The organism is Streptomyces sp. 3N207, assembly GCF_052246355.1.
In the GTDB taxonomy this organism is placed as follows: Bacteria; Actinomycetota; Actinomycetes; order Streptomycetales; family Streptomycetaceae; genus Streptomyces.
Genome location: NZ_JBQQBV010000013.1, coordinates 86,544 through 111,083, shown reverse-complemented (window position 1 = coordinate 111,083; position 24,540 = coordinate 86,544). Strand labels below are relative to the sequence as shown.

Genomic DNA, 24,540 nt, shown 5'->3' with positions numbered 1-24,540 from the left:
TACGGTTCCGTAACGTCATGGGCGTCGTGAACGTGGGCTCCCAGTGCGGCTCGGCAAGCCGCGGCGCCCCGCCAAGCCAGCATCCAGGCTCGGGCGGAACCAGCCCGCGTCGCCCGAGCCGGTCTCGCCGACAGCGTCCACCGCCGGGCGAGGCGGGACATCACCAAGTCCGATCGAAAGGACATACTGAATGGAGGAGTTTGATGTTCAAACTGCTGTTCAGCTGCTCAAAGACCGTCCAACACCAGGTCAACAAAACGGGGAGGAACTCGATTCCGGCTGATGAGCTGCGCACAACGAGGCCGGAAACACGCTCGATCCGTGAGGAACCGGGGGTTCACTACATGCGTTTCACCAAGCGGATGACTGACGCCATTACACCCAGGCAGGAGAAGAGGGAGAGGACCTTGGCAGGCAAGTTGCCGCGAGCAATGGTTACTGCGGGGCTGGCCGGCCTGCTGAGCATCGGTCTCACAGCTGGCGCCCAGGCCTCAAACAGCCCGGACTCGCCTTCTAGCGCAGTGGCTCGCGCCAAAGCGTCGTGCCCCGCAGAGCATGTCTGTTTCTATCCAGACACGGATTACCGGGGGACGCCAATTAACGTCGACCCGTGGAATATGCCGACGTGTGGGGCTACGCCTCTTGTTGCCGCGTCGGTCTACAACCACACTCGTGACGTCTACACGTTCTACCCGAAATCTGACTGCGGGGGACGCGGGGCAACGCTGAACCCCGATACGGGTGCGCTCAATTTCAGCGAAATCGGCGAATCCCGCGTCGCCAGTTGGCGGTGACGGGGCGCACCAGGCCAACTGAAAGGCACCCGGCACGCTGATCTTCTCCCGGCCCTCACTTACTGCTCGGGCCGGGAGAAGACCTCGTAGGCTGGACCGGTGGAGACGCGAAAGGCGGTGGCCCGGGCCGCGTCGGCGGGCGGGCGGCGTCTATCGTGAAGGCCGAAACCCTGCCGCCGCAACTCGCTCAGGCTCACGTTCTGGCCCGCGTAGGCAGCACAGCGGACGACGGCCCGGGCCTCGCCCTCCACCTGGCGGAAAGCCAAGCCCCGGTGTTGGGCAGGGTGCCTCCGTATGCGGTGCCGGGCCCATTCTCCTGAGGCAGCCTCGACGCCCCCTCCAACCACCGCTCCCCCATCTCCCAACACGACGCGTTCCCAGGGCAGTTCAGGAGAGGAGCTGCTGGAATGTTTGGGCATACGGGGCTTCGCACGGCGGTCCCTGGAGAGGGGGACCCCATGCACACGGGGCAGCTGTCATGGTCGGCTCGGGTCGTCGTGGTGGCGCTGGCCATGCTGGCCGGACCCGTGCCGGTCGCCTCGGCCGCCCGGGCACAGGCCCCGGCAGGGGACTGCGCGACGACGCTGCGCTGCGAGTTGGCCGAGCTGGAGCGTATGTCCATGGCAGACCGCGTGGAACTGGTCCGCACCCTGCAACGGGAGCACGGCCCGGCCTTCGACCCGGACGACGAGAACGAGTACCTGGACGACCTGTACGGCGACCGGACACCGGAGTGTCGTCCTGCTACTCGTGCGGAGGCCACGCCGGTTCACCGACACCCTGGGCGAGGGACAGCCGCCCTCCGGCGAGGCGGAGCAGGCTCACCAGGAGCTGCACCACCGCATCGCCGAGCACGGGGTGAGCGAGTGGGACGTGAAGGGCACTGTCGCATTCGGCGAAGTCGAACTGTTCCTCGGCGACGGCGCCCAAGCCCTCGTGGAAAGGGCGGGACACCACCGTGTGGCTTCGGGCCGCGTGCGGCTGCGCCGCCCGACCTGTGCCGCGTAGTGGTCTCCAACGGCTGGTGGCGACGAACCAGTGAGGCGGAGAGCTCTCACCTTCCGCGTGATCCAGCGGGTGGTGACGTGAGCGGGGAGGGTTCAGGTGACCGGCGAGAGCGTATCGAGCCGGACGCGCAGCCGGAGCACGAGCTCCTGGTCCAGGGACTCGGCGGCCGGGGCGGGAACTTCGGTGAGCCGCCCCGCGCGAACCCGCGGCGGGAGATGGCGCAGTGAAGCGCGGAAGACCGCTCTGTCCCACGGGCTCCGGGCCAGGTCCTCGGCGAGAACCGCTCGGCCGGCTCCGGCGCCCATGGTCCGATCTCGAACGATGCCACGAACGTGGTCGTGGGAGGTGAACCTGGCCGTCGTCCGATCCTGTGCCCCGACCAACGACCTGCGCTGAAGCCGACGCTCGCTGACCAGCGTGCACGAACGTCCACCCCACGGATAAGCGAACGACGGCAGATGCGCGTGGGCCGGGCTCTCCGAAGTGGTCGGACAGGTGCGTCGATGCCTGTCCGCTGAAGCGTGACACGGCGAGAGAAGGGCTCCTACCGGAACCTCACGGGACCTCCGACCCTTGGGCACGACGCTCGGCCCACCGGTCAATCGCGGCCGGCGTCGAGCCAGCCTGCTCAGCGGCCTCCCCGGTGAAGGTGACGACACCCTTGCCATCCCACGCCCAGCAGCCAGGGCCGCAGCCGGGACCTGGCACGACATCGTGAGCTGGTCCAAGGTTCCCCGTCCTCGGGCCGGGGCCGTTGCGTCCGGACAGGCACACGGTAAGAGGCTGCACGCGAGGCTCCCCGGTGAGGGGCCCACATCGCTTCGGCACCACCTGCGCTCGGACTCAGCTTGCTTTTTAAGTCCAAGCCGGAAGGAGGCTTGGGCCTGTCTACTCGTCAGGTGTCCAAATCGTCACTGCTCGATCAGCGGGTGCCGCCCAGTCACGGTCGAAGAACCATACGAGCCCGTCACTGGCTTCAGCGAGTGAGAATGCCAGCAGCCCACTGAGTGCCGCGCCCAGATGCTGTGCATCCTCAATGCCCATCTCAAGGTTCACAACCTGTCGGGCCTGGCCTACGTGGTCGCGCACACGTGCCAGGCCCGGACAAGTAGCTGGCGGCAGGTGCTCCGCCAGCGTCTCGGCGATCTGATCCTGAGCTTCCGGGCCAGTCAAGCTCTTGATCTGGATCGGTCTTCCCTCGGGCTTCCAGCGCACTTGGATCGCCCCGTCTTCCCCGGTGGGATCGACCCTCAGGTGGCACAGCGCTGACTCGGCCGCCGCGTCAACTTCGTCCTCGGACAAACCGAGCATCTCTGCCTCCGTCCACAGGTCGGCAGTATCCAGGTCGCGGCGCATCGCCTCTGCGTTGAGCCCTACTGGGTGGAGGCCATAGACACTGATCCACTCTGCCATCAGCACACGATAGCGAGGCATGGGGGAAACAGGTCGTCACCCTGTGCTTGTCGTTGAGGCCATGACGCGCCGGGGCTTGGTGCCCTTCTTGTGGTGAGTCGGGCGGGTGTATGTCTCGCCGGTGGCGAGGATTCGTCCCACGTCGTGGCGTCGTGGCGTCGTGACGGATGTTGGTTCTTCGAACCGGGTGGGCAGCCGGGGCCGGGCCGGGAAGGTTTTGGTGCACGCGCTGGTGACGGCGCCTTCGCGCACAGGTTCCTGAACCCCGCTGGACCGGGCCGGGGTGAGCTTGTTCGATGGGGCTGGCTTCCCTCCCCAGGGCCAACGCAGGTCGGCAACCAGTGGCCGGACGAGGCGGAGCTGAGTGTGGGCGGCGATCAACAGCCACGTCCACCAGTCCGCCGCCGAGGAATCACGAAGCCGCGGCTTCGTCCAGCCCAGGGTCTGCTTGAGCAGGCGGAACGTGTGCTCGATGTCGAATTTTCGGAGGAACGACTGCCAGCATCGGTCCATGTCCTCAGCGGTGCCGCCGGTTCCGGACCACCACAGCCAGACCGGCTTGTTCACGCCTCCGCTGGGCAACTTCTCCACTCGAAGCCGGATAACGGTACGTTCGATGATGGGCAGCGGCCCCTCGTGGTCGATCCACGCCGCCCGGCGCGTCGGCCGCGGGTGCAGCCGGTCCCACGCCTGCGCGGTCGCCTTCCATAGAGCCGGGTGTCGGTGGCCGTCCCTGTCTGCCCGGTGACCGTGACCCGAAACCGGTCTGGCTGTGGTGCTCGGCCACCGCCGCCGCACCGGCGGTCATGGATCGCTGATGGCAGTCCTTCCTCCGCCGCTTCGACCTGGAGCACACCTTCCGGCTGATGAAACAGACCCTGGGGTGGACCGCCCCGAGGTCAGGAATCCCGACATGGCCGACCTGTGGACCTGGCTGATCATCGCCGCCCACACCCAGGCTCACAGGGCCGGGGCGTCAGCCCTGTGGGGGGCTTCTCGTCACGTCCGGGGCCACATGGTGGCTGTTAGAGTTCTGCGCTTGATGCTTCCTGTGCTGCGCATACTCTTCCGGTCGGTGGTGGCCGTGACGGTGCTCGCCTCGTTTTTGGGGGCTGCGCTCTCGTACTACCGGCTCACGGCCGACACCGCGTTCGTACTCATACTGATCAGCCTCGGCAGCGGCGGGGTTACTGTCATCCTCGGCCCCATCGTGAGCCGCAAGACATCACGCGAGCGCAGAGCGCGATATGAGCGCGCGTACCCAACCCGCGACGCCCTGCTACAAGCTCTGGACAGCACGGCGATCCGTACCGTCCGGGACACCAAGGGCCGCATCCAGGCCGTCCGCATGCTGCGCAAGCAGGTGCCCGACGTGCCACTCGCCGACGCGGTAGCAGTGGTCGAGAACCTTTAGCCCCCGGACAGACTGCCGGGCAACCGAGCCCCGCCAACCGGGCGCCTGTTCCAGGCGGCACACCCGCCGCAGCACATGCGCAGCGGCCCATGCGACGGACCGCGGGACAAGGTGCCTGGCAGCGGAGACCGATCCGGCGTCAGTCGTCACTCACCGTGTGCGCTTCGCTGAGCTTGCTTTTCAACCTTTGGTGGGTTGACTTGCCGCGCGGAGTGTCTGGTCGCAGTTCCGCGCCTGCCGATGTTTTACGACTGCTACACCGATGCGCTGCCGCATCGCATGCGCGATGAACTCCTCGACCACGTAGCCGCCCGTACGGTGGCGGACCCCGAGCCCGACACCGCCTCGTCAGGCATCGTCCTGCGTACTGCGGCCCAGTGCACCCACACCTGACCCCAGGCTGGCCGTCGGTGACACTGTGCAAGCCGAGTGCCGACGAGCGCACCGAGGGGACTGGGCAACTGGACGCCTTCGACGCTCTTACACCGGACCAGCGTCTTCTGCGTGTGCTCCTGGAGGATGACCAGTCGGCCTTCGAACGGGCCTTGGAACTGCGTCTCATCCAGCACCGGGAGAGCGCACCCGCCGATGCGGCGCCGCGCAGCCTCCTGTCGCACAAGACCATCGCTCTGGCCGCACCAGTAGTCCAAGTACACGGCTGGGACCTGCGCATTCGCTCGGCCTACCTGCCACAGAATTTGCTGAGCGCCCCGGAAGGCGCGGCGCCGGTCAAAGCCTGACCCGGCCCCCGCAATGCACTGTCTACGGGCGCTGCCTCAGCTTGAGTCCTGACTGCTGGCCAGCCGACTCGCCCCGTGTGCGCGGCCCTCGGTTCGACTCGATCTGGGAGACGACAAGACGTTAGGGAACCATCAGCTTGTTCTGTCCGAGGTCGAATTGAGCCTCGAACTAGGCCGCTCACCTGGGCGTTCGCCGGACGCTGGAGCGGCCTTCGTCTGATCATGTGCTCCGACCAAGGTGCACCGATCGAGACGAAGGCCGTGAAGTGAGTCTGCTGCCTGACGCCGGTCCCGGGGAAGCGTTCGCGCAAGCGTCACGCTTCCGGAGCCACGCTGCGCGTACGTACCGCAGTCGCTGCCACAGTCCTGGCAGCCGCAGCCGACTTGGTCGGCACCGGTCCCGCCCTCGCGGGACCGCCGCCCGGGGCTGAGTCCATCCGGGACGTGGCCGCATTCGACAAGATCGCGGACAAGCTCAGGTCCCAGAACGACACCTCCTCCATGACCGGCATCAGTGCCGATTAGAGCTGCCGGTCAGAACCGGCACGCCGTGGCTGCCGGTTTCCGCACGCTGAGGCAGTCGTCAACATGGCGGTCATCCGCTCCTGACCCGCGGGCTCCTCCACCCCACCGTCGGCAGCGCCCCGGCACAACGGCCGGGACACCACGGATGCAGAGCTACGCTGGCTAAGCCTGCGGGGCCTGTAGCAGGACTGGAGGTTGGTGACGCCTTCCTGGAGCCTTGACGCAGGTGGTCGGCCACCGACACCGCCCCGCCGTGTGGTCGGTGGTAGTTGTGGTGGGAGTTCCATACCGCGATCGTGGTGGCCCGGGCGTCCTCGTTGGTGAACTCGTGGGCGTAGAGCAGTTCCTCGGCCAGGATGCGGTTGTGCCTCTCAGCGTTCCCGTTGTGCGCGGGGTGGACCGCTTGGTCCTCCGGTGCCGGGTGTGGTTGCCAACGATGTGCGCGAAGTCGCCTGATCGGTAGCAGGCACCGTTTTCCGTGATCGTCACTCTCGGCCTCCCGGACGGAGATCACCACTGATCACCCACAGGTGTCCGAAGGGGTCCTGGACCCTGCCTTGTCGCTTGCCGTACGGACGGTTCTCGATCGGGATCACCAGTTCGGCTCCCAGCTGCACCATGCGAGCTGCTGTCGAATCCGGATCGGGCACATTGGCTGTGATGAGGACGGGCGAGCCGCCCACGGAGTCGGGGTCGTTCCACCCCCACTCTTTGACGCTCTGTGCCAAGGCGAGAGTCGCTGATCCAACAGTGAGCTCGGCGTGGTTCACCACGCCTTGCTCATCCGCCACTCGAAGGTCCAACGTCGCGTCCAGGGCCTTGGTATAGAAGTCGATCGCTGCCTCGGCATCGGACACGAGCAGCTTGGGGTGAAGTTCACTGGTCATAGCCCGATGGTCACGGGGACGGACGGCGCCAGCCTTGTAGATTTCGGCGTTCCTCCGCCAACCAAGCGGACGGCGTCGTCTGCATGAGGTCGTTGAAGTCACGCACGAGGTGACTCTGATCGTGGTAGCCACTCTCGGCTGCAATCCGGGCCCAAGAGTCGGCCCCATCGCCGGCCCGACTCACCGCGGCGGCCAAGCGTGCAACGCGTGAGGCGAATTTCGGCCCGATACCGAGCGCACGCCGCATCACGTACCGCAGGTGACGCGGACTCAGGTGCGCATGTCGAGCCAACTCCTCAACAGACACCCGCCCGCCGCTTGCCGCAATGATCTTCAGCGGTTCGAGGGCGTCCTGGGGAACGGTGGTCTGGTTGGCTCGCTCCAGGCGTTCAAGGAGACGAACTCGCATGAGCCACTCTCGTTGCTCGGCCGGGTGAGTCGCCAGTTCCTCATTCAACCGACTCACCCACGGCAAGAGGGCATCGACGTCGATACCCCCGGCATCCAGCTCACCGAGGGGCATTTCAGTGAGACGGTGCATGGCCAGAGGGGACAGTTCCACGTATACCGTCGGCTGGTTCGACCGAAGGGTGAGGGAAGGGGTGACAGCCCCAGGTCGCATCAGCCCGGCAACAACTGCCTGCATGTGGCGGGCGTGTCCGTCGTATTGGACCTCGATGGGAGCACCCAGGCTGACGACCAGTCGAGCGGACAGAGCCGGTACGGCCCTGTGCAAACGAGGCGGACCGACATGTTCGCTGGCGGCAACCACACCAATGCCAGCCTCACGACATGCCTGGAACAGTTCCACTCTTGCATTCTCGCATCGCCTGACGAACCTGAAGACTGTCTGGTCGTAGAAGCCGACCCGCGCAGGCGCGTCATTGACGTGCTGTCCCGCAACAACTGTGGGGTCTCCGAGGGGTTGTGTGACCGGCTCATGCCCGAGTCGTTCGGACCGGAGTGGGGCGATCTCTCGGACAAGGAATGGGCGCGGTTGGAGCCGAGCTGCCGAGGAACATCGGTCGGGGTGGGCGGTGGAAGTGTCATCGCAAGGTGATCAACGGCATCTTGATCGGTAGCGGACGGATATCCCGTGGAGGGACCTGCCGACTCGGTTCGGGAAGTGGAAGACGTGCCATGACAGGCATCGAAGGTGGTCGGCAGATGACACCTGGGAGAAGGCCATGCGGGCCGTCCAGGCCGATGCTGACGCGGAGGGCCGGATCGACCGCACGCAGGAACGAAGTCGAGCGCAACGTGAACGCTCTCAAGGGCTTCCGCGGCATCGCGACACGCGCGGAGCCAAGGGGCGTAGCTCAGCGGCCAGAGCTGCGGTCTCCAAAACCGTAGAGGTGACAACACCTTCGTGGGGTTCAAATCCCACCGCCTCCGCACTGGGAGAGAAGGCGCGCGTCAGAAGGGGCGCCCGGTCGACGGACGCCCCTTCTGTGTGATCGCGTGTGCCAGTGTGTCCCACTCAGTTCCAGCGTTGACCAGCCTGTGTGGTCGAGCGAGAAGGCCGTGGGTGTCCTGTTGGCCCCGGCTACTCGTCGCTGGCGTTCAGCTCGAGGTCCACGAGGGCGTTCGCCTGTTTCTATTGCCCTCGAAAACGCTGCGCGTAGCAGCGCCACCGGACTGGAAGGCTGTGACCTGCGCGGCCTCCGACTTCGGTGCCGCACCGGCAGGTGTGAACCAGGTCGGTATGCGCGGCCACGAGGCGGAGAGCGGACGCTTCGGCGTCGCTCAGCCTGCCGTCTTCTTGGCCGATGGCAGGCCGCCGAACTCCCGGGCAGCACGCGCCCGGAATGCGGGAATCTGTGCGTGACGTTCGATCAGCGACCGATGCGACGTTCGCCTGTTACATCGCTTCCTTGGCGCACTTCTTGGAGCTGTCGTCGGTGTCCTTGCCGTCCTCGGCCTTCACGTCGTCGATCTTTATCTCGCCGTCGACGTACTTCTGAAGGTCGTCCTGGTCCGCGTCCTCCATCATGACGTCCGTCAGGCAGTCGGTCATCTTGTCCTGCTTGGCCTGCGGGACCCCCTTCATAACCTTGCCGATGTCCTTCTTCAACGCATCACGCACGTCCGACTCGCTGGGCCCGCCGCAGGCAGACAGCGTGAGAGCGAGAACGGCGACGCCGCCGACGGCGAGGGTCCGGGTTCCCAAAAAATTCTTTCGCACAGTTCAGTACCTTATGAGTCTTCAGTAGTGCATTACGGTCCCATGTGCTCGGACATAAAGACGCTTTGCATCTCGCGAGCAGGGGGAGGTTAGTGTCCCAGTACAGCACCGCCGAAGTCCAGGCGGATAAGCAACTATTCCCCTGAACATCACCATTAATCCACGGATGAGTACGAGATTCTCTGTCCGTTTTCTGACACAAATTCATGGCATGCGCGGTCATCGAGTGATCCGATTCGGCGAATCGGCCGGCGCGTCACGCCCCCCAGCCCCGCAGACTCCCAAGCGCCCCGGAGCGCCCCCTCAGGGCCCCAACTCCCCCGTATCCGAAAGGCCGGTTCGCGACCGTAGGGTTACTCGGCCTCGAACCATTGAGCGAAGCGAGGCCCACGAGCGCATCAGCGCGGAGCCGCGGTTGATCTCGGGGGCCTGGCTGCCGCTCTCCTCCAGCCGGAACAGGCACCTGGCCCCACCGCCGCCTCCAACGCCTCGGCAGTTGAACCGGGGTGACACATCCGCCGCTGCGGGGAGAATTTCCACGAAGTACTGCACCAGGTTCTCGCCCGCTTCGCCCGGCCGTGATCCGCACGATGCTGGGCACGCACCGGGGACTCCGCTGCTCGACGGCAAGTTCGTCGACGCGAACGAGCTGGTAGCCGTCGCCGTACGGCTGAAGAGCACACCGAAGCACGCTCGGGCGGATCAAGATACAGGCCGACCACGTCGTGGACCTTGTCGACGAAGTACGGGTCCGTCGACAGCTTGAAGGTTCGGCGCCGTGCTGTCTCCGAGCGGTGAGGCTGCAGGCCGAAGGCCCGCCTGATCCGTGACACGGTCGACTGCGACAGGCCCATCTCCTTGGCCATCGCCCGGGTCGACCAGTGTGTGGCGTTCTTCGGCGTGGCCTCCGGCGTCTTGTGCACCACGGCGGCGACCGCTCGTCGGTGACCGTCCGGGGCCCGCCCGAGCGCGGCATGCCGCCCAGGCCGGCAATCCGGTGCTCGGCGAACCGAGCCCGCCAGCGCCCACCGCATACGGTGTCGAACCGAGTTGCGGTTCTCGTAGGTCTCGGCAACCACATCATCACTGGCGCGGTGCCTGCACAGCTTCCCGATCCCAGGACAAGATGCATGAACCGGACCGATCCGTTTCATGCAATGCACCGGAGTTTCTTCATCACCAGCCGAGACTTGCCCGCCCATTTGGCGCCAGCTGACGCACGGTGTCGTGTCGTCGCTCCTCCGCAGCGAACGTCAGCGGTAGTCCCGGACCGGCATGGCCCGAAAGGCACGGCCTAAGGTGGCGAAATGCCTCTGCCTGCCGACCGGACCGCCCTTGACCTGCTCGATGCGCATCTGGAGGCGCTCTGGGACGGAACGGACCTCCCGCTCGCGCACGGGCCGGTCCGCCTTGCGGCGGAGGGAGGGGGCGAGCTCGTTCGCTGGGCCCTCGACCAGCTTTGGCGCATACCCAGCGAGCCGAAGGACGCGTTTGGCCGCCAAGTGGGCAGTCTGTTGTGGGAGTTCCGCTACCGTCGCTGTCCCTGGAACGCGGCGGCGCTGCGGCTGCTGGACGACACGTACACGTTCGCGGCTACCGGCCCTCGGCGGTGCGAGGACTGGGCGCACGACGTCCGCGCCGTGCTGCACCGGTCGGTCTCTGATCCCCGGGGCTGGGTTCGGCTGGACTGGGACCGCACCAACGCTGCCCGCCGCACGGTGCCCGCGTACCCCTTCGATCCCCCGGAATCATCAGAGTTGCCCGGCCGCCTGTATCCCCTGGAAGCGGAGGCGGCGGTTGCCGCGCTCGCCATCATGGCCGAGGAATGGCAGTCGGAGCCCGCCCCTGTCCGCTCCCGTCCGGACCGGGAGGCAGTGCTGGCGGATGCCCGAACCCTGCTCGACCGGTACGGGCCCACCGCGCGCTACTGGACCAACGCGACGACCGCCGCCTCTGATCCGGCTCCGGACTTCCTCGCAGCGGGCCTCCAGGGCACTGAATCCCATGGCTTCCTCACCTCCGAGTACCTCAATGGCCTCGATCTTTTCGATGACCTTGGCCTGATCGCGGTGACCGACGAGGAGGTGGGTGTTTTCTGGTCGTTCGGGGCGTACTGACGACGTTCACAGTTCTCGGAAACCGGAAACCGGAAACCGGAAACCGGAAAGCAGAAGGAGGAGTTACGGAGAAGCGACACCGACCGATACGGGCGGATCATGCATCGGGTCGGGAACGTGTCCGGTTTCGGGCGCTCTGGCATCGCTCGCGCCCCGCCTTGGTCGTGGTGCCAGGCAGACAAGGAAGCGGCCGTTTATCTCGCCCTGAGGCACATGGTGCACGACTCATGCCCGAAGTTCAGCACTCGTCAACGTCGCCGGGGGCCAGTACACCGTCATCAGTCAGAATCGACGTGTTCGTATCGATATACCCGTCGCCGCCATTGAAGTCGATTTTGTACGTGTCCCCGTACCCCATCCCATTCACGTCCACGTGGCCGCGCGAGATGCACTTGACCTTCACCTTGGACTGCGTTGTGAGCTGGCCGATGGGTTGGCGGCCCCTGGGGTCTGCGGCCGGCCAGACACTTACGGTGTCGTAGTCCTGGATCGTTCCTTCGATTCCGCAGCCGATCAACGTCACTGCCGAGATCGCGGTTACTGCGCATGCCGCCACTGAGCGCTTGATGGACCCCAAGACAGATCCCCCGTGTGGGTGCCGATTCAGATGTATGTCATCGGCACTATCCCCTCTTGGCCGACCCCCGACAAGGGTGCCGAACTCGCCATGCCTGCAGCCCTTCCACTGGTCCGAACTGACCCTCGGTGGGCAGCGCGACGCCGGCGTCGACTTCCTGCAGGCTCCAGTCGGCGACATCGAGCAGCAGGCCATCCAGCGGGCCACCGACCAGCTCACGGTAGGTGGGGCCGGGGGGCGGGCGTAGGGGTGTCATCGCCGTTCGCTGCCACGATGTTGCCGTGTGCGGCCTCAGCGGCTGTCGCGCTCGCTTCGCTCGCTTCGTTCGAGGTGGATGCCGGTGAAGACGGCGACCAATGCCCGCAGGACCCAGGGATCGAAGGGTTTGGCGAGTTAGTCGACGGCGCCGTCGGCGTAGCCGCGTGCGGAGGCGTCGGTGCTGCGTCGGTGCCCGTGGCGGTGAGGAAGATGAGGGGAAGTCGAAGAGCGGACCGCCTCAGGCAGACGTGCCCATCAGAACATCCCGAGCAGGTAAGCGACCGCGAGGGCGATCAGGACGCCCAACGCCACCGCCCCGCCGGCGACCCCGGCCCACAGAGCACCCGTCACGCTCGCCGGCCGCTGTTCCTGCCACCCCAACCCTTCGGCGATACCCCGGATCAGGCGGTGCCCATCGGCCGACGAGAAGCTGCACTCGGTTCCGTCCGCCGCTCGGTATCTGACCTTGTACAGGCTGCGCCCGACGGACGTCTCCGTTCGCTTCCGCACTCCCCCCGGCCCGTACTCAACTGTGCGCACCACGTCCGTCAACGTGAAGACTTTTTCCTCCGCACGCAACTCGACACGATAAGTCCACAGTTTGTCGGTCCGCCGCGGCTCGTGGACGTCCACCGTCAGATCGAACCCTCGCTCTGTTCGGACCATCCGGTACGGCGTCCCCGCAACTGCGTCCAGCACCCGCCCGTACAGTTCCTCAGCTACCCCCATCGCTCCCATGGTGCCAAACGTTAACGATCAAGCAGGGCCCTGTCACTGCCCAGGGGCGAACCGCAGCCTGACTCCACTCCCCCATATGCTTTCCGGCAAAGTGACTGTGTCCCCGTGCGCCTGCTCCCTTGGGATCTGAGGTGAAGCAGCCAGGTATGGCTGGCACGCGCGCCCGGCCCTGCACGGCGGCCGTAGGAGACAACCCACGCTCACGACATCCAATGCGGCCAGTGGCCGAGTAGGGGAAGAGTATACGGAGTGAGGACTCACTCATTGACAGAGTGAGTCCTCACTCCGTACTCTCGCCGTCATGACAGCACCAAAGGAGAACCAGGCCACCCGCCGCCGCGCCCCTGGCATGTCGCCGGAGCAGCGGCGCGCGATGATCATCCAGACCGCCATTCCGCTGATCGCCGAGTACGGCGCCGCGGTGACCACCGCGAAGATCGCCCGCGCCGCGGGCATCGGCGAAGGCACGATCTTCCGGGTCTTCGCCGACAAGGACGAGCTGCTGCAAGCCTGCCTGGCCGAGGCGCTTTCCCCCGAGCACGCGGTCCGCGAGCTCGGCGCGATCGAGGTGTCCCAGCCGCTGCCCGACCGGCTCGCGGAGGCGGCCCAGGCGCTGCAGGCGCACCTGTCCCGGATGGGCGCGATCGCCGGCTCGCTGCACGCCTCCGGGCACCGCGGCGGCAAGCACCCCGGCACGGTGCGCGGCGCGGGCCGCGAAGAGTCGACGACCCGCATCCGCGCGGCCCTCGCGGATCTGCTGGAGCCGGACAAGGCCGCGCTGCGCCGGCCGCCGGAGCAGATCGCGGCCCTCTTCTTCGGGCTGCTCTTCACCCAGCCGCATCTGGAGGACGAGCCGGAGCTGACCACGCAGGAGCTGGTGGAGGTCTTCTTGCACGGCGCGCTCGCGGGCGGCGCCAAGTGAGCGCGCGCAGACGGCGCTTGGGGGCTTCGGGCCTCGCGGTCCCGGCGCCTGTCCTGGTGTGGCTGGTCGCGGACCCGGTGCTGGGGCACCGGCTACGGATTGTCGACGGCGAGCAGACGCTCGACATCGGCGCGGTGCCGGTGGTGTTGGTCGCGCTGCTGGCGGCCCTCGCCGGCTGGGGGCTGCTGGCCGCCCTGGAGCGGTTCGGGGTACGGCGCGCCCGGGCCGTCTGGACCGGGGTGGCCGTCGCCGTACTGGCCCTGTCCTTCCTGCCGTTGACCGGCGACGGCATGGACGGCGGCACCCGGGCCGCGCTGGCCCTGATGCACCTGGCTGTGGCGGCGGTACTGATCCCGGGCCTGCTCACCAAGGACGCCGCCGCGGCGACACCGCGAGTGCCAAGTACGCCGTGAACAGGACGAGATGGAGGCAGCCCCGCCAGAGCGTCGCGTAGCCGGGGATGACCGTCCAAGTGCCCACCACGATCGAGCTGAAGAGCGGTACCTGGTGGGTCGGGCCGAGGCCCAGCAGGAGCGGACCCTCGTGCCAGATCGCTGCGATGGCCACCGCCGGGATGGTCAGGCCGATGCCGGCGATGTCGGAGCTGTAGGCGAGGTCCCGGGGAGGTCCGCGGTTGGGTCGGAGACAGGTACGGCCACCGCTGATCATCGGTGTGTGAAGACTGAAGATCAGGCGGTGGCCGCTGGTCACAGCGTAGATCCGGGCCGCCTGGGGCACGATCGAAAATCCGCCGGTGGCGGTCTACCTGGTGTATGCCACCGAGCGTGGACACGAGGTGGTCCGTGTCGGCCTGGGGACCGGCTCAGAGGGTGGCTACTTCGGCGGGTGGAGCTTGCGGAAGTACGTCCAACTGGTCTCGTTCGGCTCGCTCCACTTGTCCGGTGCGTGGGCGAACTCCGGGTGATGGTCAGCGATGTAGGCACGGGTCCGTTCGGGGACCTGGGCGTAGGAGTCGAGCTTGCGGCCCCGGCAGTGGAAGGTGAGGCCGCCCGGCCGCCGGCCACGAGACATCCACGGGAGCCACGGAGACATCCGCATCCACGACATGGAGGCCGGGACGCTGGACGCCGGGCCGGACAGGTCGGCGCGGTCGGCGAAGAACTGGAAGCACTCCAGGGCCTGGTACGTATCGCCTGCCGAGTGGTCGGGGTATTCGGCCACCGGCAGCGGCGAGGGGTAGGAAAGCGGGATCTCCAAGCTGAAGCAGACCTGTCCGCCGAGATCGGTCGTCGGGATCGGGAAGGGGCGCCACTTCTGGTTCGCCGGGTCGTTCCAGATGTGCACCACCGGCAGGTCCTGCCACGTCTCCAGGATCTCGCGGCCGACAGGGTCCAGGAAGAAGGCGGCCTCGCGGGTGAGCAGTTGGTAGGCGTCCCGGCCGGCTTCGGCATCCTGGACGAGGCGGGCGACGTTGAGCCCTTCGAAGCCGAACATACGCTGGTAGGGCTCGTCGGGAGCCCAGGGGTACACGTTTCCGGACCACCAGTACGTGACCTCCTCACCGTCCAGCGAGGCGCGGGTGCGGGCGAAGGAACGGAGCAGTTCTGCGGGGGTCGTCATAGGGACCACCCTGCACGGCCCGCCGCCCCCGGCCGAGCAGACCAGGCCGAGGAGGCGCCTTTCCGCCAACGGCAGCCGCCAGGAACGGCCACGCTGGACGTCACCGCTGCGACGCCGCACCAGTGCCACCAGCCTGGCGACAGGTGGTGGCGCCGTGCGTTTGCAATGCCCGGATACAGCGTGGCCGCTGATCTGATCGTGCTTGGACCCAAGCAGAACGGAGTTCTTCATCAACTTGCTGGTGCAGGCCGCGGGGATGGATGCCTGGGGCGGCGTTCGACAATCCGTGGCCCGGTGATTCGGCCGCGGACGGACGTTTGCGTCGGGCCGCAGAGACGAACTCGACCCCGTACTGGGCGTGTTGATGCCCGAGTCGGAGGCCGCGGGTACGGTCGTGGTCTCCGCCGTCGCCGGTCTTGCCGGGATGGCAAGACACCCGGTACGTCCTGCTTACCCCTCGACAGAGGCCGTCGGCGAGATGGCGTGAGTCGACTGATGGGGTGTCCTGGCGGGGACAAGTGTCAACGCGAAGGACAGCCCCATGAGCACCGCGGCTGCTACGGGCACGTACTGGATACCGCCTGTGCTGATCACCACGCCGCCGATGGCTCCGGCCAGTCCGGTCCCCAGGTACAGCCCGGAGATGTTCAGCGCCATGGCCGTCATTCCGGAGGCCGGGCCGGCCGCCGCCAGGACGCTGCCTTGAACAGGAGGGGTGAGCCCCAACCGCTTGGGACCTGGCGGTGGGCAGCGGCACCCGTGCCCTGCTCAACGGGCTCACGCCCGCCACGGTGGAACGCATGCGCGCGCCCACTTCACAGCCGCGCTGGAGGCGGCCGCGGTGACGGACTTGGACGTACGGATCCTGACCGGGACGGCCGAGGCTTGAGCCGGAGGCCGCATCACAACGCCGCCCGACAGGCCGCCGAGGGCTTCACGGCCGCCACCGACGGGTAGACCGTGCGGCCCGTGGGGCCCTCCTTCTCCCGGACGTGGTCGAGTAGCAGACTTACATCGGTTCAGTGCTGTGGATGCCAGGGCAAACGGCCGTGGCTTCAGGGGTGGTAGAGCGTCCGAGCACGGGCGGAATCGGCAGGGTGGTCTTCAGGAATGTCCAGGAAGTAGTTGACCTGCCATGCCTGCGTGCTGCGGGCCTGGCGGGCGGTCGTGGTCACCCAGGGCGGATAGACACGGAAGGCGCGCTTCCCGCCGACACCGCCTCGCGAGAGGATGCCCCGTTCGCACAGCACGTCCCGTGGAAAAACGAACTGTCCGAAGTGGTGACCGTCACGGCAGCTGACGACGATGAGGTCGATGGGATCTCCGGCGTCGAACGGCTGGATCGGTCCCTGCGCGAATCTCTTCCACACGGTCACGAACTGGCCGACCTTGGTGGGGGTGGTCTTGGCAGCACGAAACCGCACCGACAGACCGTTCACCGTCAGTTCATGGGCCCCGTACTCGGCGCCTTCGGCTTCGGCCACCGCCTGCGAGCATATGAACCCGTTCGGGTCGTAGACCAGTTTCTTCGCGGCAAGAAGGTCAGCGTGGACCGGGCCCAGGCCAAGCGAAGGCTCGATTTCCGGGACCGGCGAGTTCGAACAACCATCGTGTTTCGACATCATTTGCCCCATCCTGACACCCCTTCTGGCCGGACCCGACAGTGGCCCACCGACCATGACCCGGGGCACGACCCAGGGGTGCCGGATGGTCGGTCATCAGCGACGTTCGGCGACGCGGGCGAGCTGGACCGCACCCAGTAGGCCATCGACGCGAGCTGCGGGAACGACGTCGGGAACGAGTACGCCCCGAGGGGCAGGAGACTGTGGCCGCACGCGCGCCGGCCGCGGTCAGTCGTCGCCCGAATCAGCGACGCGCTGGATCGATGCGAAGAAGACGTCCATCCCCGGAGCGAGCCAGGTCAGCCGGGAGCTGCCAGGGCGGCCTACCACGACCCGGAAGACGTCACCCGACGCCCCGTCCACCGCCAGAGCTCTGTCGGGTGCACCAGCGTTGCCGAAGCGGCACAACCCGTGGATGGCGAAGTCCCTGTCGTACATCGAGGACTCAGACCCGCCTCGATGCCGCTGCCAGGCGATCAGACGCGGTACTTTGCGGGTCACCGAACGCACGAAGTCGACCCCCGTGACCCGAGTCGGCATGCCGACCTCGCACAACAAGCGCCGCAGCACAGGTTCGGTCACGTCGCTGTCCAGGGCGTCGGGGGTGAGCGGGCAGGGCTGGAAGCCGGCGTCCGCGCAGAGGTTGGCGAACGCCTCCACTCGGGCGTCCGCCGACCCGAGCTCCGGTGTCACCGCGGGTCGTGCGGCCTCCCGCACGCGCCGGTGCCGGTCGCGCTGCGCCGCGAGGGCAACTGCGGGCAACCGCTGGAAGCGGAGTTCGGCGCCCAGACCGCTCCCGGCGAAACGGCGCAGCACGCGGTCAATTTCGGACGGCGTGTGACTCACGAGGTCCTCCAGCGCATCGAGGGTCCCTTCATGCTCCCCGGCGCTCAGACGGGCGGTGACCAGCTGTCGCAGCAGCGGCAGCTGGTCAGGGTGTCGGCCGGCGCCCTCGGCGAGTACTCGCGCCGCGTCCGCCGACCGGCCGGTGTCCAGCAAGGCGCTCCCCAATGCTTGCCAGGACCCGGGATCGGACGGAGTGGCACGGTCCTCTTCGACGGCGGCCCGGAGTGTGGTCAATGCACCCTCCGGGTCGCCGAGGTGATCGAGCTGGATTTCTGCCCGCAGTCGCCACGTCCCTGGCGCCCCCGCCTCTTCCGCCCGCTCCAACTCGACCAGCGCGCCGTTCGGATCAGTGCGGTGCCGGAACCAGGCGAGCATCAGCTGTGTCTCGCCGTCATCCCCCTCCAGGGCCAGCGCCTGCCGGTACGCGGCTACTGCCAGGTGAGCACGCCGGTCGCCTGCCGCCCGGCCCCCCATTGCTCGCCAGTGCGCTGCGCTGCGGGGCTGCGCTCGTAGGGCTGCCACACACTCATCCCAGGTTCCGGCACTCGTCGAGGGACCGGGATCCATCGAAGGACGCGAGGTTGAGCGCAGATACCCACTGAAATGGCGGGCCGGATGGTTGGGTCGTCCGAGGTCCACCACGGTTGTGGTGAGGGTGAGGTCGTCGACCAACTGCGCGTACGTCGCGGGGGATTCCGGCACCCGTTCGGTGAGCAGCCGCAGCACACTGCCCAGCCGGGCGTCGCCGCGTCCACCGAGCGCATCGGCTCCCGGCACGCCGCCGGCGGGGGCGGCGAACGGGAGGTCAGGGTCATTCTCCCCTGTGACGTCCAGCAGGAGTTCCGCCCTTACCCGGTCATCGTCCGCGCTGCCTGGCGGCGCAGGCAGATCACAGTGCCACCACAGTGCCTCGGGCAGACGGGGGTCCCCCGTCAGCACGTAGGCACAGCGGTGGCTGCCACCGCGCGGATCCCGGTACGAAAACGCGGCGATTATCCGCCGCCCATGCCTGCGCCTGGCAGAGCGCCCTGTGGTGTCCCGCCATCCCGCTGCTTTCAGCACAGTGCGCGTACGGTCCGCCCGGGATATCGCCCCGGGCAGCGGATCTCCCGCGAGTTCCTCCCAGAAGTTGTCGATCCGTACGGTGGTGGCCTCGTCAGGGGCGGGCACCACGGTGGATCTCCGCTGCGCACCTCGCGCCTTCACCACTGGCAACCAAGGGCCGTCGTCCTGCCGTGCCCACATCGGGAGCTCGCCGTGCGCCTCCCACCACTGTCGTGCGGCTCCTGCGTGCACAAGGGCGGGTGCCGCCAGGGCGACCGAAACGATACGTCGGCGGTGCTGCTCACCGGACAGTCCCCCCGGCTGGGACATTACGGGAATCGCGAAGGCACACCGCGGACGGGCCGCAGAAGCGCACTCCAGCAGGATCACCCAGCGGTCAGGGGCGACACCATCGCTTTCGCGTACGAAACGCACCCGTGCCCCGTTCGGGCCGTGGAACGATCCGGTCGGCTCACTGTCCGCCGCCGTCCAGCCGGCCCTCAGCGCCGACTCCTCCAGTATCTCCTCCACTGTGACAGCATGAGCCGCCCTGTTCCCTGGTCCCCTCATACCGCTGGGTGACGATGTCGACTGCCCCACTGGTTCCGGAGTGCGTTGCTGCCTCGCCTGCTCCTGGCCCGTACGACCAGGCGGACTCGCTCACTGCTGGGCCCAGCGTCAATGCGCAGAGATCGAGCCGGGGCCGGGGGGCACGCCCGGAGTTGTGGTGCGCACTGACTCCGCAGCGTGCCGTGTCGCCATACGTCGACGGAGACGGTGGAACGAGGTGGGCTGGTGGTACATCAGGTCGTAGAAGCAGTCGAGGAGCGCTCCAGGCCGGCCCCGACCACGAACGCAGCCAGTATCCGGCCCGGGGCGGGCACGGTCGACGGGCGAGGGTCCCACCACACCGCATCAACTCGTCCCATTGTCCATTCGTACAACAGGAGATGCATGAAGAACCGTCCAGTGCGGAAGGAACGCGACCATGTGGTTGCTGTGGCTGTTTCTACTGTCAGGTCCCGTCATCATCGGGATCGGCATCCGCGAGGCGGCGCTCCAACGCCGCCTCCTACGCGAAGGGATTCGCACCGATGGGCTGGTGGTCCGCCACCGCATCAAGCGAAGCCAAGGAAAGCCCGTCTACTTCGCGGTGGTCAATTTTCGTTGATGCACAGGGCAATCAGCACGAGTTCGAGTCCAATCTTTCCGGAGTCAATGGCCTCCCCGTGAGCAGTCGGGCCCCAGTGCTCTACCTCCCCGGCGCCCCGAAGAGCGCACGACTCGACCTGTCCTCGAAACGCATCGGGGGCATCGTGCTTGTGTTGGCGATCGGCATCGTGTGGACGGCCCTCCCGATCTGGTTGCTCTCCGGCGGCCGTTGAGCTTGTTCCTTAAGACCGTTGTCCTATGTGGTGAGGCGGACGTTGGTCTGTGGCATGGGGCGGGCCGGGAACGGGGAGTTGGATTGTTCCGGACGGGTTGTGGGAGATCGCGAAGCCGCTGATCCCGCCGTCGAAGGAACGGCCGCAGGGTGGCGGAACACAGGACACGCCTGATGAGACGGGGTTCGTTGCTCGACCGTCGCCGCATCGGGTGCTGAGCAAGGGGGAACGAGGACTGCCGGACCGGACCTGCTTGTCGCTTCATCGCCCAGGCGTGCGAGCTGATCGCAACAGCCGGCCCTGAAGGCGGAGCCGTGGCCGCGAAGTTCGGCCCCCCCTCGCCCGCGTCGACATCACGGGCCAGCACGGTGGGTGCGATCGGGTCGTCGGCCGGGAGTAGTGCAGGCAGGCGTATGCAGCAGGCGGAAAGTGCCTTCCTGTAGGGGGACTTGGCGGTGGAGGCCCTACTCTCCTTTGCCATACTGGATGATCTCCTTGCGGGCAGCCGCATGCTTGCGACCGCTGCAAGGTTCGACGCGGTGTCCTCCGATCAGGACGCCGGTTCACCGACCGGGAGGAACTGATGACCTGCATTCCGGTGCCGCCGCCCCACCTTGGCGGGTACGGGTGTTCTCCCCTGTAGAGCCCTGCAACGCCTGCGATACCCCAAGCAGATGCATGACGAGTGGCTTCAGGGCACTGAGCGGGTCCGACCGTGCTGCGCTGGCGTACCCTCGCCGGACCCCACCCCCGGCCGAACTCCTTGAACGCACCGGCTTCGCCCACGCAGAGGCCCGGTTCATCCCGCGCCCGGAACGCACCGACTGAGAGAAGAACTGCCATGACGAACGAACCACGGCCTCGCCGCAGGATAGACACCACGGTCCCGCACTCGGCCCGGATCTGGAACTACTGGACAGGAGGCAAGGACTACTACGAAGTCGACCGCATCGCCGGTGACCGCTACATCGACAACTACCCACCGATGCGCCTCTTCCCGCCGGAGAGCAGGGACTGGCTGCGGCGTGCCGTGACCTTTCTGGCGCGGGATGAGAGGGCCAGGCAGTTCCTGGATCTCGGTTCCGGCCTTCCTACCAGCAACAACACCCACGAGATCGCACAACGCATCGCCCCGGAGTGCCGAGTGGTCTACGTCGACCACGACCCGCTGGTCATTACTCACGTTGAGGCACTCCTCACCAGCACGGAGGAAGGCGCTACGGCCTACGTCGAGGAGGACATGGAAAACACCGACCTCGTGCTTCAAGGCGCCGGCAAGACGTTGGATCTGTCAAAGCCCGTCGCCGTGGTCATCAGTGACGTGCTGGGGCACATCGTGGACTGGGACGAGGCTGTCGGGCTGGTGCGGCGCGTGATGGACAGGCTTCCGTCAGGCAGTTGGCTGGCCATGAGCCACTCCACCGCAGCCGACGAGGAACACCGAGAGGTCCAGGAGGAGTACAACCGGAGCGGTGCGATCCCTTACATCTTCCGTGAACCTTCCAAGACAGTGCAGCTCTTCGACGGCCTTGAGCTGATCGACCCCCCTGGGTACACCTCTTGGCCCCGTTGGATGCCCGAACCGGACACTGGGACAGCCACCGACCGGGCGGGCTGGGGCGGAGTCGCGCGCAAGCCATGACGAACGGCACACGCCCCGGCCACAACATGGCCGAGGCCGCTCGCCGGGACAGGACGAGTACGCAGGCGCGCTCCTCGTGATGTAAGGCTCACGCAGACAGCTCATGCAGACAGTGGCCTACTCGGCCACCACGCCAGGGTGGAACGCCGCCGCGGCGACGGCCGCGGCGACGCCCCGTGCGTGGCGGTGCTCTCCTCGTCCACCGATGTGATCCCGATGAGAGACTCGCCCAACGCCCGGCCCGTCACCCGGTGAGGATGCCACGCAGTCGGCACGCCTCCTTCACCAGGCGGGACTTCGGCGGCCGTGACGCCACCTCCGCAAGACCGGGTATCTCCCCGCGCGCCCCGGCGCGAGTGGCGAGGTCCGTCGCCAGCGCCAGCAGATCGCTGAGGCCGTGGATGCGCGCACCGGACGGCAGCAGTTGCGGCAGCAGGCCGGACAGCACTGGCCACACCGCCCGTGCCCCCACCGCCGCCGAGGCGTCCCTCAGCCCGGACGCGAGGCGGGAGGCCACCGGCACCGTCAGTTCTCCGAGAGCCGCGGCCAGCAGCGCCGAGTCCAGTTCTCCGCGCGAGACCATGACGATCAGCGCGTCCACCGCGGCCGCCCGGTCCTCGCGGCGGCCGTCGTTCAATCCCTCGGCCAATGCGCGGTGCATCGCCTCGCCCTTGACGCCGGGCAGCGCCGCAAGCCGCTCCAGGGTCCGGCAGTCCATACGTGCGCCACTGCGGCGCGTGACGTACCACGCCCAGTCGGCCTGGAGGTCCGGATTGCACGGGAGGTCCTCCGGGCGGCAGGGGAACACCGAACGGGTGTGGACGGGGCTGCGTCCCTTGGTAGGTCCGGGTCCGGACAGGAGGGTGGCGAACGGCTCGGGGTAGGCGGCCGGATCCGTGTCCCGTCCGCCGGTCCGGAGCCGGTCCGCGAGGCGGCTTCCCGCGGAAGAGGCAAGCGCGTTGGCGGCTGCCCGCACGTCCGGATCGTCCTCCGGCCTGACCCGCAGCAGTGCCTGCGCCAGGTCCACCGGCCCGGGCTCGGTCTCCAGTCTCTCGTACTCGGCGATCCGTGCGACGAGTTCGGCCGCCTCCACCGTGCCGTTGTCGTGTGTGGCGGTGGCCAGCGGGAACGGCGTCGTGACACCGCTCTGGAGCCGAGCGATCAGCTCCCGGCCCCGCAGTTCCACCATGGTGTCGAACATCGACGCGCCACCCGGATACGGCACCCCGCACACTGCCGCCGCCACCCCGAGGGGGTTCCACGGTTCGTGCCCGGCATGAGAGAACCAGTCGAGGTGATCGGCGATCTCCGCCCGCAGCGCCGCCGCGAGCCCCTCGCGGTCCCGGTGGGCGTGGCGGATCAGGCGGTCCAGCAGGGCGTCCTCGAACGGGCCGTCGTCCTGGTGGCGGCGCCACCAGATGCGGAGGGCCGCGGCGACATCCTCCGGGGTGTCGTCCTCCTGGCCGTCCAGGCGGGCCGCCTCCGGCGGCGGGGGCGGAGCGATGTCGGGCTCGCACTCCGGCGTCGCGGACGGCGTCTCGACGCTCAGCGGCGAATGACGGGCGATCAGCCGCTCGACCCGCTCCCGCAGCGCGGCGTCCTCCAGCGCGTCCCGTGCCTCCACCAGTACCGCGACCGCGGCCCCCGCAGTCGCGGGCTCCTGCCGGACAGCCCGGTCCAGCCAGGTCAGTTGGGCCCGGACCAGCTTCTTCTCCGGGCGGAGCAGCGCATCGCGCGACACCTCGACGACCCTGGCGGGCGCCAGCACTCCGCTCAGCACCTGTTGTGCGTGGGCGGCGACGGTGGACGGGCCGTCCAGCAGCAGGCGGACGTAGTCGTCCTCGTACTTCGCGCGCTCTTCCGTCGAGGGCGCGAGCTTCTCGAGCGTCCACAGCCGGAACCGGACGTCCGCGGCCGCTCCGGTGCCGCGGACCAACGAAGCGAGTACGGCGTCGTGGAGGCGGCCGGCGTCGAGCGTACCGTCGTCGGCGAGCGCCGCGAGCGCGGCAGGCCAGGAGTAGTCCGGGTCGTCGCGGGAGTACGTGCTCAGATTCGTGTAGCCCGGCACCCCGTCGATCTCGAAGAGGCGGTACGCGAGGGGCTGAAGGAACGGGCTGTCCGCGAGGATGACGGCGAGCGGGCGCTCGTCCCAGGTCGGCGGGGTGGTGTCGATGTTGTAGCGGCCGGCCGACTCCCGGGCCCAGGTGAGGACGAACGCGTCGGTGGTCGGGACGGGGCAGCCGGAGCGCCGGATCAGTTCGAGGGCCAGGCGGTAGTAGGGCAGTTCGCCCTCGTCGAGGCGGCTCGCGGCGATCCGGCGGACGAGCTCGGCCTGGAAGTCGGTGTCGCGGGTGTCGGGCCCGTCGGCGAACAGACAGGCGATCAGCGATGCGTCGGGCCGCCAGCCCGGTATGGAGGTGACCCGGGTCTTGCCCTTGAGCAGCCACTCGGCGACGGCTGGGGCGGTGGTGAGGCACCCTGCGCCGGCGAGCTGGACCGCGATGCGGCGCGGGTCGTCGTAGGTCCACAGGGTGACCCTGCTGAGCGACGCGCGGGCGGCTTTCAGCTCGGGGACGGCGGCGCGGCGCTCGTCCACCGTCATGGCGGCCAGGGCATCGGGGACGGCACGGTAGTCGCCGGTGTCGATGAGCGTGAACAGCGGGTGGTCGGACATGTGGGGCGGCACTCCCGTGCGGTGGTTCGGTCGGTGTGCGGTGCGTATCGATGCGGTGCAGTGGGGATCGAGGGCGGTGCGGTGCGGATCCAGGGCAGTGCGGTGCGGATCAAGGGCAGTGCGGTGCGGATCAAGGCCATGCGGTGTGGTGTGGTGCGCGCCGGGCGT

Annotated in this window: 25 protein-coding genes, 1 tRNA gene and 5 pseudogenes; 14 read left to right on the top strand and 17 right to left on the bottom strand. The window is 67.7% G+C overall.

The genetic code is table 11. The features are described 5' to 3' along the window. Positions 1 to 203: 203 nt before the first annotated feature. Positions 204 to 794 (top strand): peptidase inhibitor family I36 protein, encoded by a 591-nt coding sequence (locus ACTWP9_RS21150; protein ID WP_443247793.1) that lies wholly within the window; start codon positions 204 to 206, stop codon positions 792 to 794. Positions 795 to 853: 59 nt separating this feature from the next. On the opposite strand, the gene ACTWP9_RS21145 is transcribed toward ACTWP9_RS21150, so the two are convergent. Beyond that, complete coding sequence (locus ACTWP9_RS21145) at positions 854 to 1,060, bottom strand: hypothetical protein (protein WP_443247792.1); 207 nt, start codon at positions 1,058 to 1,060, stop codon at positions 854 to 856. Positions 1,061 to 1,544: 484 nt separating this feature from the next. Here ACTWP9_RS21145 and ACTWP9_RS21140 point away from each other — a divergent pair, with 484 nt between their 5' ends. Continuing rightward, positions 1,545 to 1,802: a hypothetical protein gene (locus ACTWP9_RS21140; protein WP_443247791.1), complete on the top strand. Its 258-nt coding sequence runs from the start codon at positions 1,545 to 1,547 to the stop codon at positions 1,800 to 1,802. A gap of 92 nt (positions 1,803 to 1,894) precedes the next feature. Here ACTWP9_RS21140 and ACTWP9_RS21135 read toward each other — a convergent pair whose 3' ends face one another. The 3 genes from ACTWP9_RS21135 to ACTWP9_RS21125 form a co-directional block, all read right to left on the bottom strand. Continuing rightward, a complete protein-coding gene (locus tag ACTWP9_RS21135; RefSeq protein ID WP_443247790.1) occupies positions 1,895 to 2,107 on the bottom strand; it encodes a hypothetical protein in 213 nt (70 codons plus the stop codon). 583 nt (positions 2,108 to 2,690) lie between these two features. Beyond that, positions 2,691 to 3,215 (bottom strand): hypothetical protein, encoded by a 525-nt coding sequence (locus tag ACTWP9_RS21130; RefSeq protein WP_443247789.1) that lies wholly within the window; start codon positions 3,213 to 3,215, stop codon positions 2,691 to 2,693. Positions 3,216 to 3,251: 36 nt separating this feature from the next. After that, positions 3,252 to 3,782: a hypothetical protein gene (locus ACTWP9_RS21125; protein WP_443247788.1), complete on the bottom strand. Its 531-nt coding sequence runs from the start codon at positions 3,780 to 3,782 to the stop codon at positions 3,252 to 3,254. A 170-nt stretch (positions 3,783 to 3,952) separates the two neighbouring features. On the opposite strand from ACTWP9_RS21125, the pseudogene ACTWP9_RS21120 reads away from it, so the two are divergent. Next, a pseudogene (locus tag ACTWP9_RS21120) lies at positions 3,953 to 4,185 on the top strand (NF041680 family putative transposase); the annotation flags it as partial. Positions 4,186 to 5,039: 854 nt separating this feature from the next. Then, positions 5,040 to 5,369: an Imm49 family immunity protein gene (locus ACTWP9_RS21115; protein ID WP_443247787.1), complete on the top strand. Its 330-nt coding sequence runs from the start codon at positions 5,040 to 5,042 to the stop codon at positions 5,367 to 5,369. A 595-nt stretch (positions 5,370 to 5,964) separates the two neighbouring features. Here ACTWP9_RS21115 and ACTWP9_RS21110 read toward each other — a convergent pair. The 3 genes from ACTWP9_RS21110 to ACTWP9_RS21100 are packed head-to-tail and all read right to left on the bottom strand — an operon-like array spanning position 5,965 to position 7,592. Next, complete coding sequence (locus ACTWP9_RS21110) at positions 5,965 to 6,408, bottom strand: integrase core domain-containing protein (RefSeq protein WP_443247898.1); 444 nt, start codon at positions 6,406 to 6,408, stop codon at positions 5,965 to 5,967. Further along, on the bottom strand, positions 6,380 to 6,781 hold the full coding sequence (locus tag ACTWP9_RS21105) for a VOC family protein (RefSeq protein WP_443247786.1): 402 nt from the start codon (positions 6,779 to 6,781) through the stop codon (positions 6,380 to 6,382). Before ACTWP9_RS21105 ends, ACTWP9_RS21110 begins: the two co-directional genes overlap by 29 nt. A 10-nt stretch (positions 6,782 to 6,791) precedes the next feature. Then, positions 6,792 to 7,592, bottom strand: a complete 801-nt coding sequence (locus ACTWP9_RS21100) for a helix-turn-helix domain-containing protein (RefSeq protein ID WP_443247785.1) — start codon at positions 7,590 to 7,592, stop codon at positions 6,792 to 6,794. Positions 7,593 to 7,721: 129 nt separating this feature from the next. Between ACTWP9_RS21100 and ACTWP9_RS21095 the strand changes: the two are divergent. Together ACTWP9_RS21095 and ACTWP9_RS21090 are read left to right on the top strand one after the other, a co-directional pair. Further along, positions 7,722 to 8,013 (top strand): annotated as a pseudogene (locus ACTWP9_RS21095) (transposase); the annotation flags it as partial. Positions 8,014 to 8,090: 77 nt separating this feature from the next. Continuing rightward, positions 8,091 to 8,176: transfer RNA gene (locus ACTWP9_RS21090), tRNA-Trp, on the top strand. A 466-nt stretch (positions 8,177 to 8,642) separates the two neighbouring features. On the opposite strand, the gene ACTWP9_RS21085 is transcribed toward ACTWP9_RS21090, so the two are convergent. Beyond that, the gene (locus ACTWP9_RS21085; RefSeq protein WP_443247784.1) at positions 8,643 to 8,966 is read right to left on the bottom strand and encodes a hypothetical protein; all 324 of its coding nucleotides are present in this window, start codon (positions 8,964 to 8,966) and stop codon (positions 8,643 to 8,645) included. A 680-nt stretch (positions 8,967 to 9,646) separates the two neighbouring features. Beyond that, positions 9,647 to 9,987: pseudogene (locus ACTWP9_RS21080) on the bottom strand (helix-turn-helix domain-containing protein); the annotation flags it as partial. A 286-nt stretch (positions 9,988 to 10,273) separates the two neighbouring features. Between ACTWP9_RS21080 and ACTWP9_RS21075 the strand changes: the two are divergent. After that, complete coding sequence (locus ACTWP9_RS21075; RefSeq protein ID WP_443247783.1) at positions 10,274 to 11,083, top strand: hypothetical protein; 810 nt, start codon at positions 10,274 to 10,276, stop codon at positions 11,081 to 11,083. Between the two features lie 238 nt (positions 11,084 to 11,321). On the opposite strand, the gene ACTWP9_RS21070 is transcribed toward ACTWP9_RS21075, so the two are convergent. Beyond that, positions 11,322 to 11,660 (bottom strand): hypothetical protein, encoded by a 339-nt coding sequence (locus ACTWP9_RS21070; RefSeq protein WP_443247782.1) that lies wholly within the window; start codon positions 11,658 to 11,660, stop codon positions 11,322 to 11,324. A 76-nt stretch (positions 11,661 to 11,736) separates the two neighbouring features. Between ACTWP9_RS21070 and ACTWP9_RS21065 the strand changes: the two genes are divergently transcribed. After that, on the top strand, positions 11,737 to 11,907 hold the full coding sequence (locus ACTWP9_RS21065) for a hypothetical protein (protein WP_443247907.1): 171 nt from the start codon (positions 11,737 to 11,739) through the stop codon (positions 11,905 to 11,907). A 44-nt stretch (positions 11,908 to 11,951) separates the two neighbouring features. Here the strand turns inward: ACTWP9_RS21065 and ACTWP9_RS21060 are convergent. Beyond that, positions 11,952 to 12,136, bottom strand: a pseudogene (locus tag ACTWP9_RS21060) (response regulator); the annotation flags it as partial. A gap of 37 nt (positions 12,137 to 12,173) precedes the next feature. Next, positions 12,174 to 12,656 carry a hypothetical protein gene (locus tag ACTWP9_RS21055; protein WP_443247781.1) on the bottom strand — a complete coding sequence of 161 codons (483 nt, stop codon included), beginning with the start codon at positions 12,654 to 12,656 and terminating at the stop codon, positions 12,174 to 12,176. Positions 12,657 to 12,957: 301 nt separating this feature from the next. On the opposite strand from ACTWP9_RS21055, the gene ACTWP9_RS21050 reads away from it, so the two are divergent. Then, positions 12,958 to 13,578, top strand: coding sequence for a TetR/AcrR family transcriptional regulator (locus tag ACTWP9_RS21050; RefSeq protein WP_443247780.1), 621 nt, complete (start codon positions 12,958 to 12,960; stop codon positions 13,576 to 13,578). Next, entirely contained in the window at positions 13,575 to 13,991 is a 417-nt protein-coding gene (locus ACTWP9_RS21045; protein WP_443247779.1) for a DUF6069 family protein, read from the top strand. The genes ACTWP9_RS21050 and ACTWP9_RS21045 overlap by 4 nt, the downstream gene beginning before the upstream one ends. On the opposite strand, the gene ACTWP9_RS21040 is transcribed toward ACTWP9_RS21045, so the two are convergent. Continuing rightward, positions 13,942 to 14,316 (bottom strand): hypothetical protein, encoded by a 375-nt coding sequence (locus ACTWP9_RS21040; protein ID WP_443247778.1) that lies wholly within the window; start codon positions 14,314 to 14,316, stop codon positions 13,942 to 13,944. The two genes, ACTWP9_RS21045 and ACTWP9_RS21040, sit on opposite strands and share 50 nt — an antisense overlap. A gap of 96 nt (positions 14,317 to 14,412) precedes the next feature. Next, a complete protein-coding gene (locus tag ACTWP9_RS21035) occupies positions 14,413 to 15,159 on the bottom strand; it encodes a DUF1838 family protein (protein ID WP_443247897.1) in 747 nt (248 codons plus the stop codon). 541 nt (positions 15,160 to 15,700) lie between these two features. On the opposite strand from ACTWP9_RS21035, the gene ACTWP9_RS21030 reads away from it, so the two are divergent. Beyond that, positions 15,701 to 15,865 carry a hypothetical protein gene (locus ACTWP9_RS21030; RefSeq protein WP_443247777.1) on the top strand — a complete coding sequence of 55 codons (165 nt, stop codon included), beginning with the start codon at positions 15,701 to 15,703 and terminating at the stop codon, positions 15,863 to 15,865. Between the two features lie 349 nt (positions 15,866 to 16,214). Here ACTWP9_RS21030 and ACTWP9_RS21025 read toward each other — a convergent pair whose 3' ends face one another. Together ACTWP9_RS21025 and ACTWP9_RS21020 are read right to left on the bottom strand one after the other, a co-directional pair. Next, on the bottom strand, positions 16,215 to 16,793 hold the full coding sequence (locus ACTWP9_RS21025; RefSeq protein ID WP_443247776.1) for a MepB family protein: 579 nt from the start codon (positions 16,791 to 16,793) through the stop codon (positions 16,215 to 16,217). Positions 16,794 to 17,009: 216 nt separating this feature from the next. Next, complete coding sequence (locus tag ACTWP9_RS21020) at positions 17,010 to 19,202, bottom strand: tetratricopeptide repeat protein (protein WP_443247775.1); 2,193 nt, start codon at positions 19,200 to 19,202, stop codon at positions 17,010 to 17,012. A 457-nt stretch (positions 19,203 to 19,659) separates the two neighbouring features. Between ACTWP9_RS21020 and ACTWP9_RS21015 the strand changes: the two genes are divergently transcribed. The 3 genes and pseudogenes from ACTWP9_RS21015 (at position 19,660) to ACTWP9_RS21005 (ending at position 21,698) form a co-directional block, all read left to right on the top strand. Beyond that, complete coding sequence (locus ACTWP9_RS21015) at positions 19,660 to 19,842, top strand: hypothetical protein (protein ID WP_443247774.1); 183 nt, start codon at positions 19,660 to 19,662, stop codon at positions 19,840 to 19,842. Positions 19,843 to 20,105: 263 nt separating this feature from the next. Next, a pseudogene (locus ACTWP9_RS21010) lies at positions 20,106 to 20,249 on the top strand (IS5/IS1182 family transposase); the annotation flags it as partial. 648 nt (positions 20,250 to 20,897) lie between these two features. Continuing rightward, positions 20,898 to 21,698 carry an SAM-dependent methyltransferase gene (locus ACTWP9_RS21005; RefSeq protein WP_443247773.1) on the top strand — a complete coding sequence of 267 codons (801 nt, stop codon included), beginning with the start codon at positions 20,898 to 20,900 and terminating at the stop codon, positions 21,696 to 21,698. A gap of 244 nt (positions 21,699 to 21,942) precedes the next feature. Here the strand turns inward: ACTWP9_RS21005 and ACTWP9_RS21000 are convergent, their stop codons facing one another. Further along, the gene (locus ACTWP9_RS21000; RefSeq protein ID WP_443247772.1) at positions 21,943 to 24,372 is read right to left on the bottom strand and encodes a DUF7824 domain-containing protein; all 2,430 of its coding nucleotides are present in this window, start codon (positions 24,370 to 24,372) and stop codon (positions 21,943 to 21,945) included. Between the last annotated feature and the right edge of the window lie 168 nt (positions 24,373 to 24,540).

What these genes read in the sequence shown, in the direction of transcription:
- ACTWP9_RS21150 (WP_443247793.1), top strand. Translation starts at nt 204, where the DNA reads ATGTTCAAACTGCTGTTCAGCTGCTCAAAGACCGTCCAACACCAGGTC.
- ACTWP9_RS21135 (WP_443247790.1), bottom strand. Translation starts at nt 2,107, where the DNA reads ATGGGCGCCGGAGCCGGCCGAGCGGTTCTCGCCGAGGACCTGGCCCGG.
- ACTWP9_RS21130 (WP_443247789.1), bottom strand. Translation starts at nt 3,215, where the DNA reads ATGGCAGAGTGGATCAGTGTCTATGGCCTCCACCCAGTAGGGCTCAAC.
- ACTWP9_RS21105 (WP_443247786.1), bottom strand. Translation starts at nt 6,781, where the DNA reads ATGACCAGTGAACTTCACCCCAAGCTGCTCGTGTCCGATGCCGAGGCA.
- ACTWP9_RS21075 (WP_443247783.1), top strand. Translation starts at nt 10,274, where the DNA reads ATGCCTCTGCCTGCCGACCGGACCGCCCTTGACCTGCTCGATGCGCAT.
- ACTWP9_RS21055 (WP_443247781.1), bottom strand. Translation starts at nt 12,656, where the DNA reads ATGGGAGCGATGGGGGTAGCTGAGGAACTGTACGGGCGGGTGCTGGAC.
- ACTWP9_RS21050 (WP_443247780.1), top strand. Translation starts at nt 12,958, where the DNA reads ATGACAGCACCAAAGGAGAACCAGGCCACCCGCCGCCGCGCCCCTGGC.
- ACTWP9_RS21035 (WP_443247897.1), bottom strand. Translation starts at nt 15,159, where the DNA reads ATGACGACCCCCGCAGAACTGCTCCGTTCCTTCGCCCGCACCCGCGCC.
- ACTWP9_RS21030 (WP_443247777.1), top strand. Translation starts at nt 15,701, where the DNA reads ATGAGCACCGCGGCTGCTACGGGCACGTACTGGATACCGCCTGTGCTG.
- ACTWP9_RS21025 (WP_443247776.1), bottom strand. Translation starts at nt 16,793, where the DNA reads ATGGGGCAAATGATGTCGAAACACGATGGTTGTTCGAACTCGCCGGTC.
- ACTWP9_RS21015 (WP_443247774.1), top strand. Translation starts at nt 19,660, where the DNA reads ATGTGGTTGCTGTGGCTGTTTCTACTGTCAGGTCCCGTCATCATCGGG.
- ACTWP9_RS21005 (WP_443247773.1), top strand. Translation starts at nt 20,898, where the DNA reads ATGACGAACGAACCACGGCCTCGCCGCAGGATAGACACCACGGTCCCG.
- ACTWP9_RS21000 (WP_443247772.1), bottom strand. Translation starts at nt 24,372, where the DNA reads ATGTCCGACCACCCGCTGTTCACGCTCATCGACACCGGCGACTACCGT.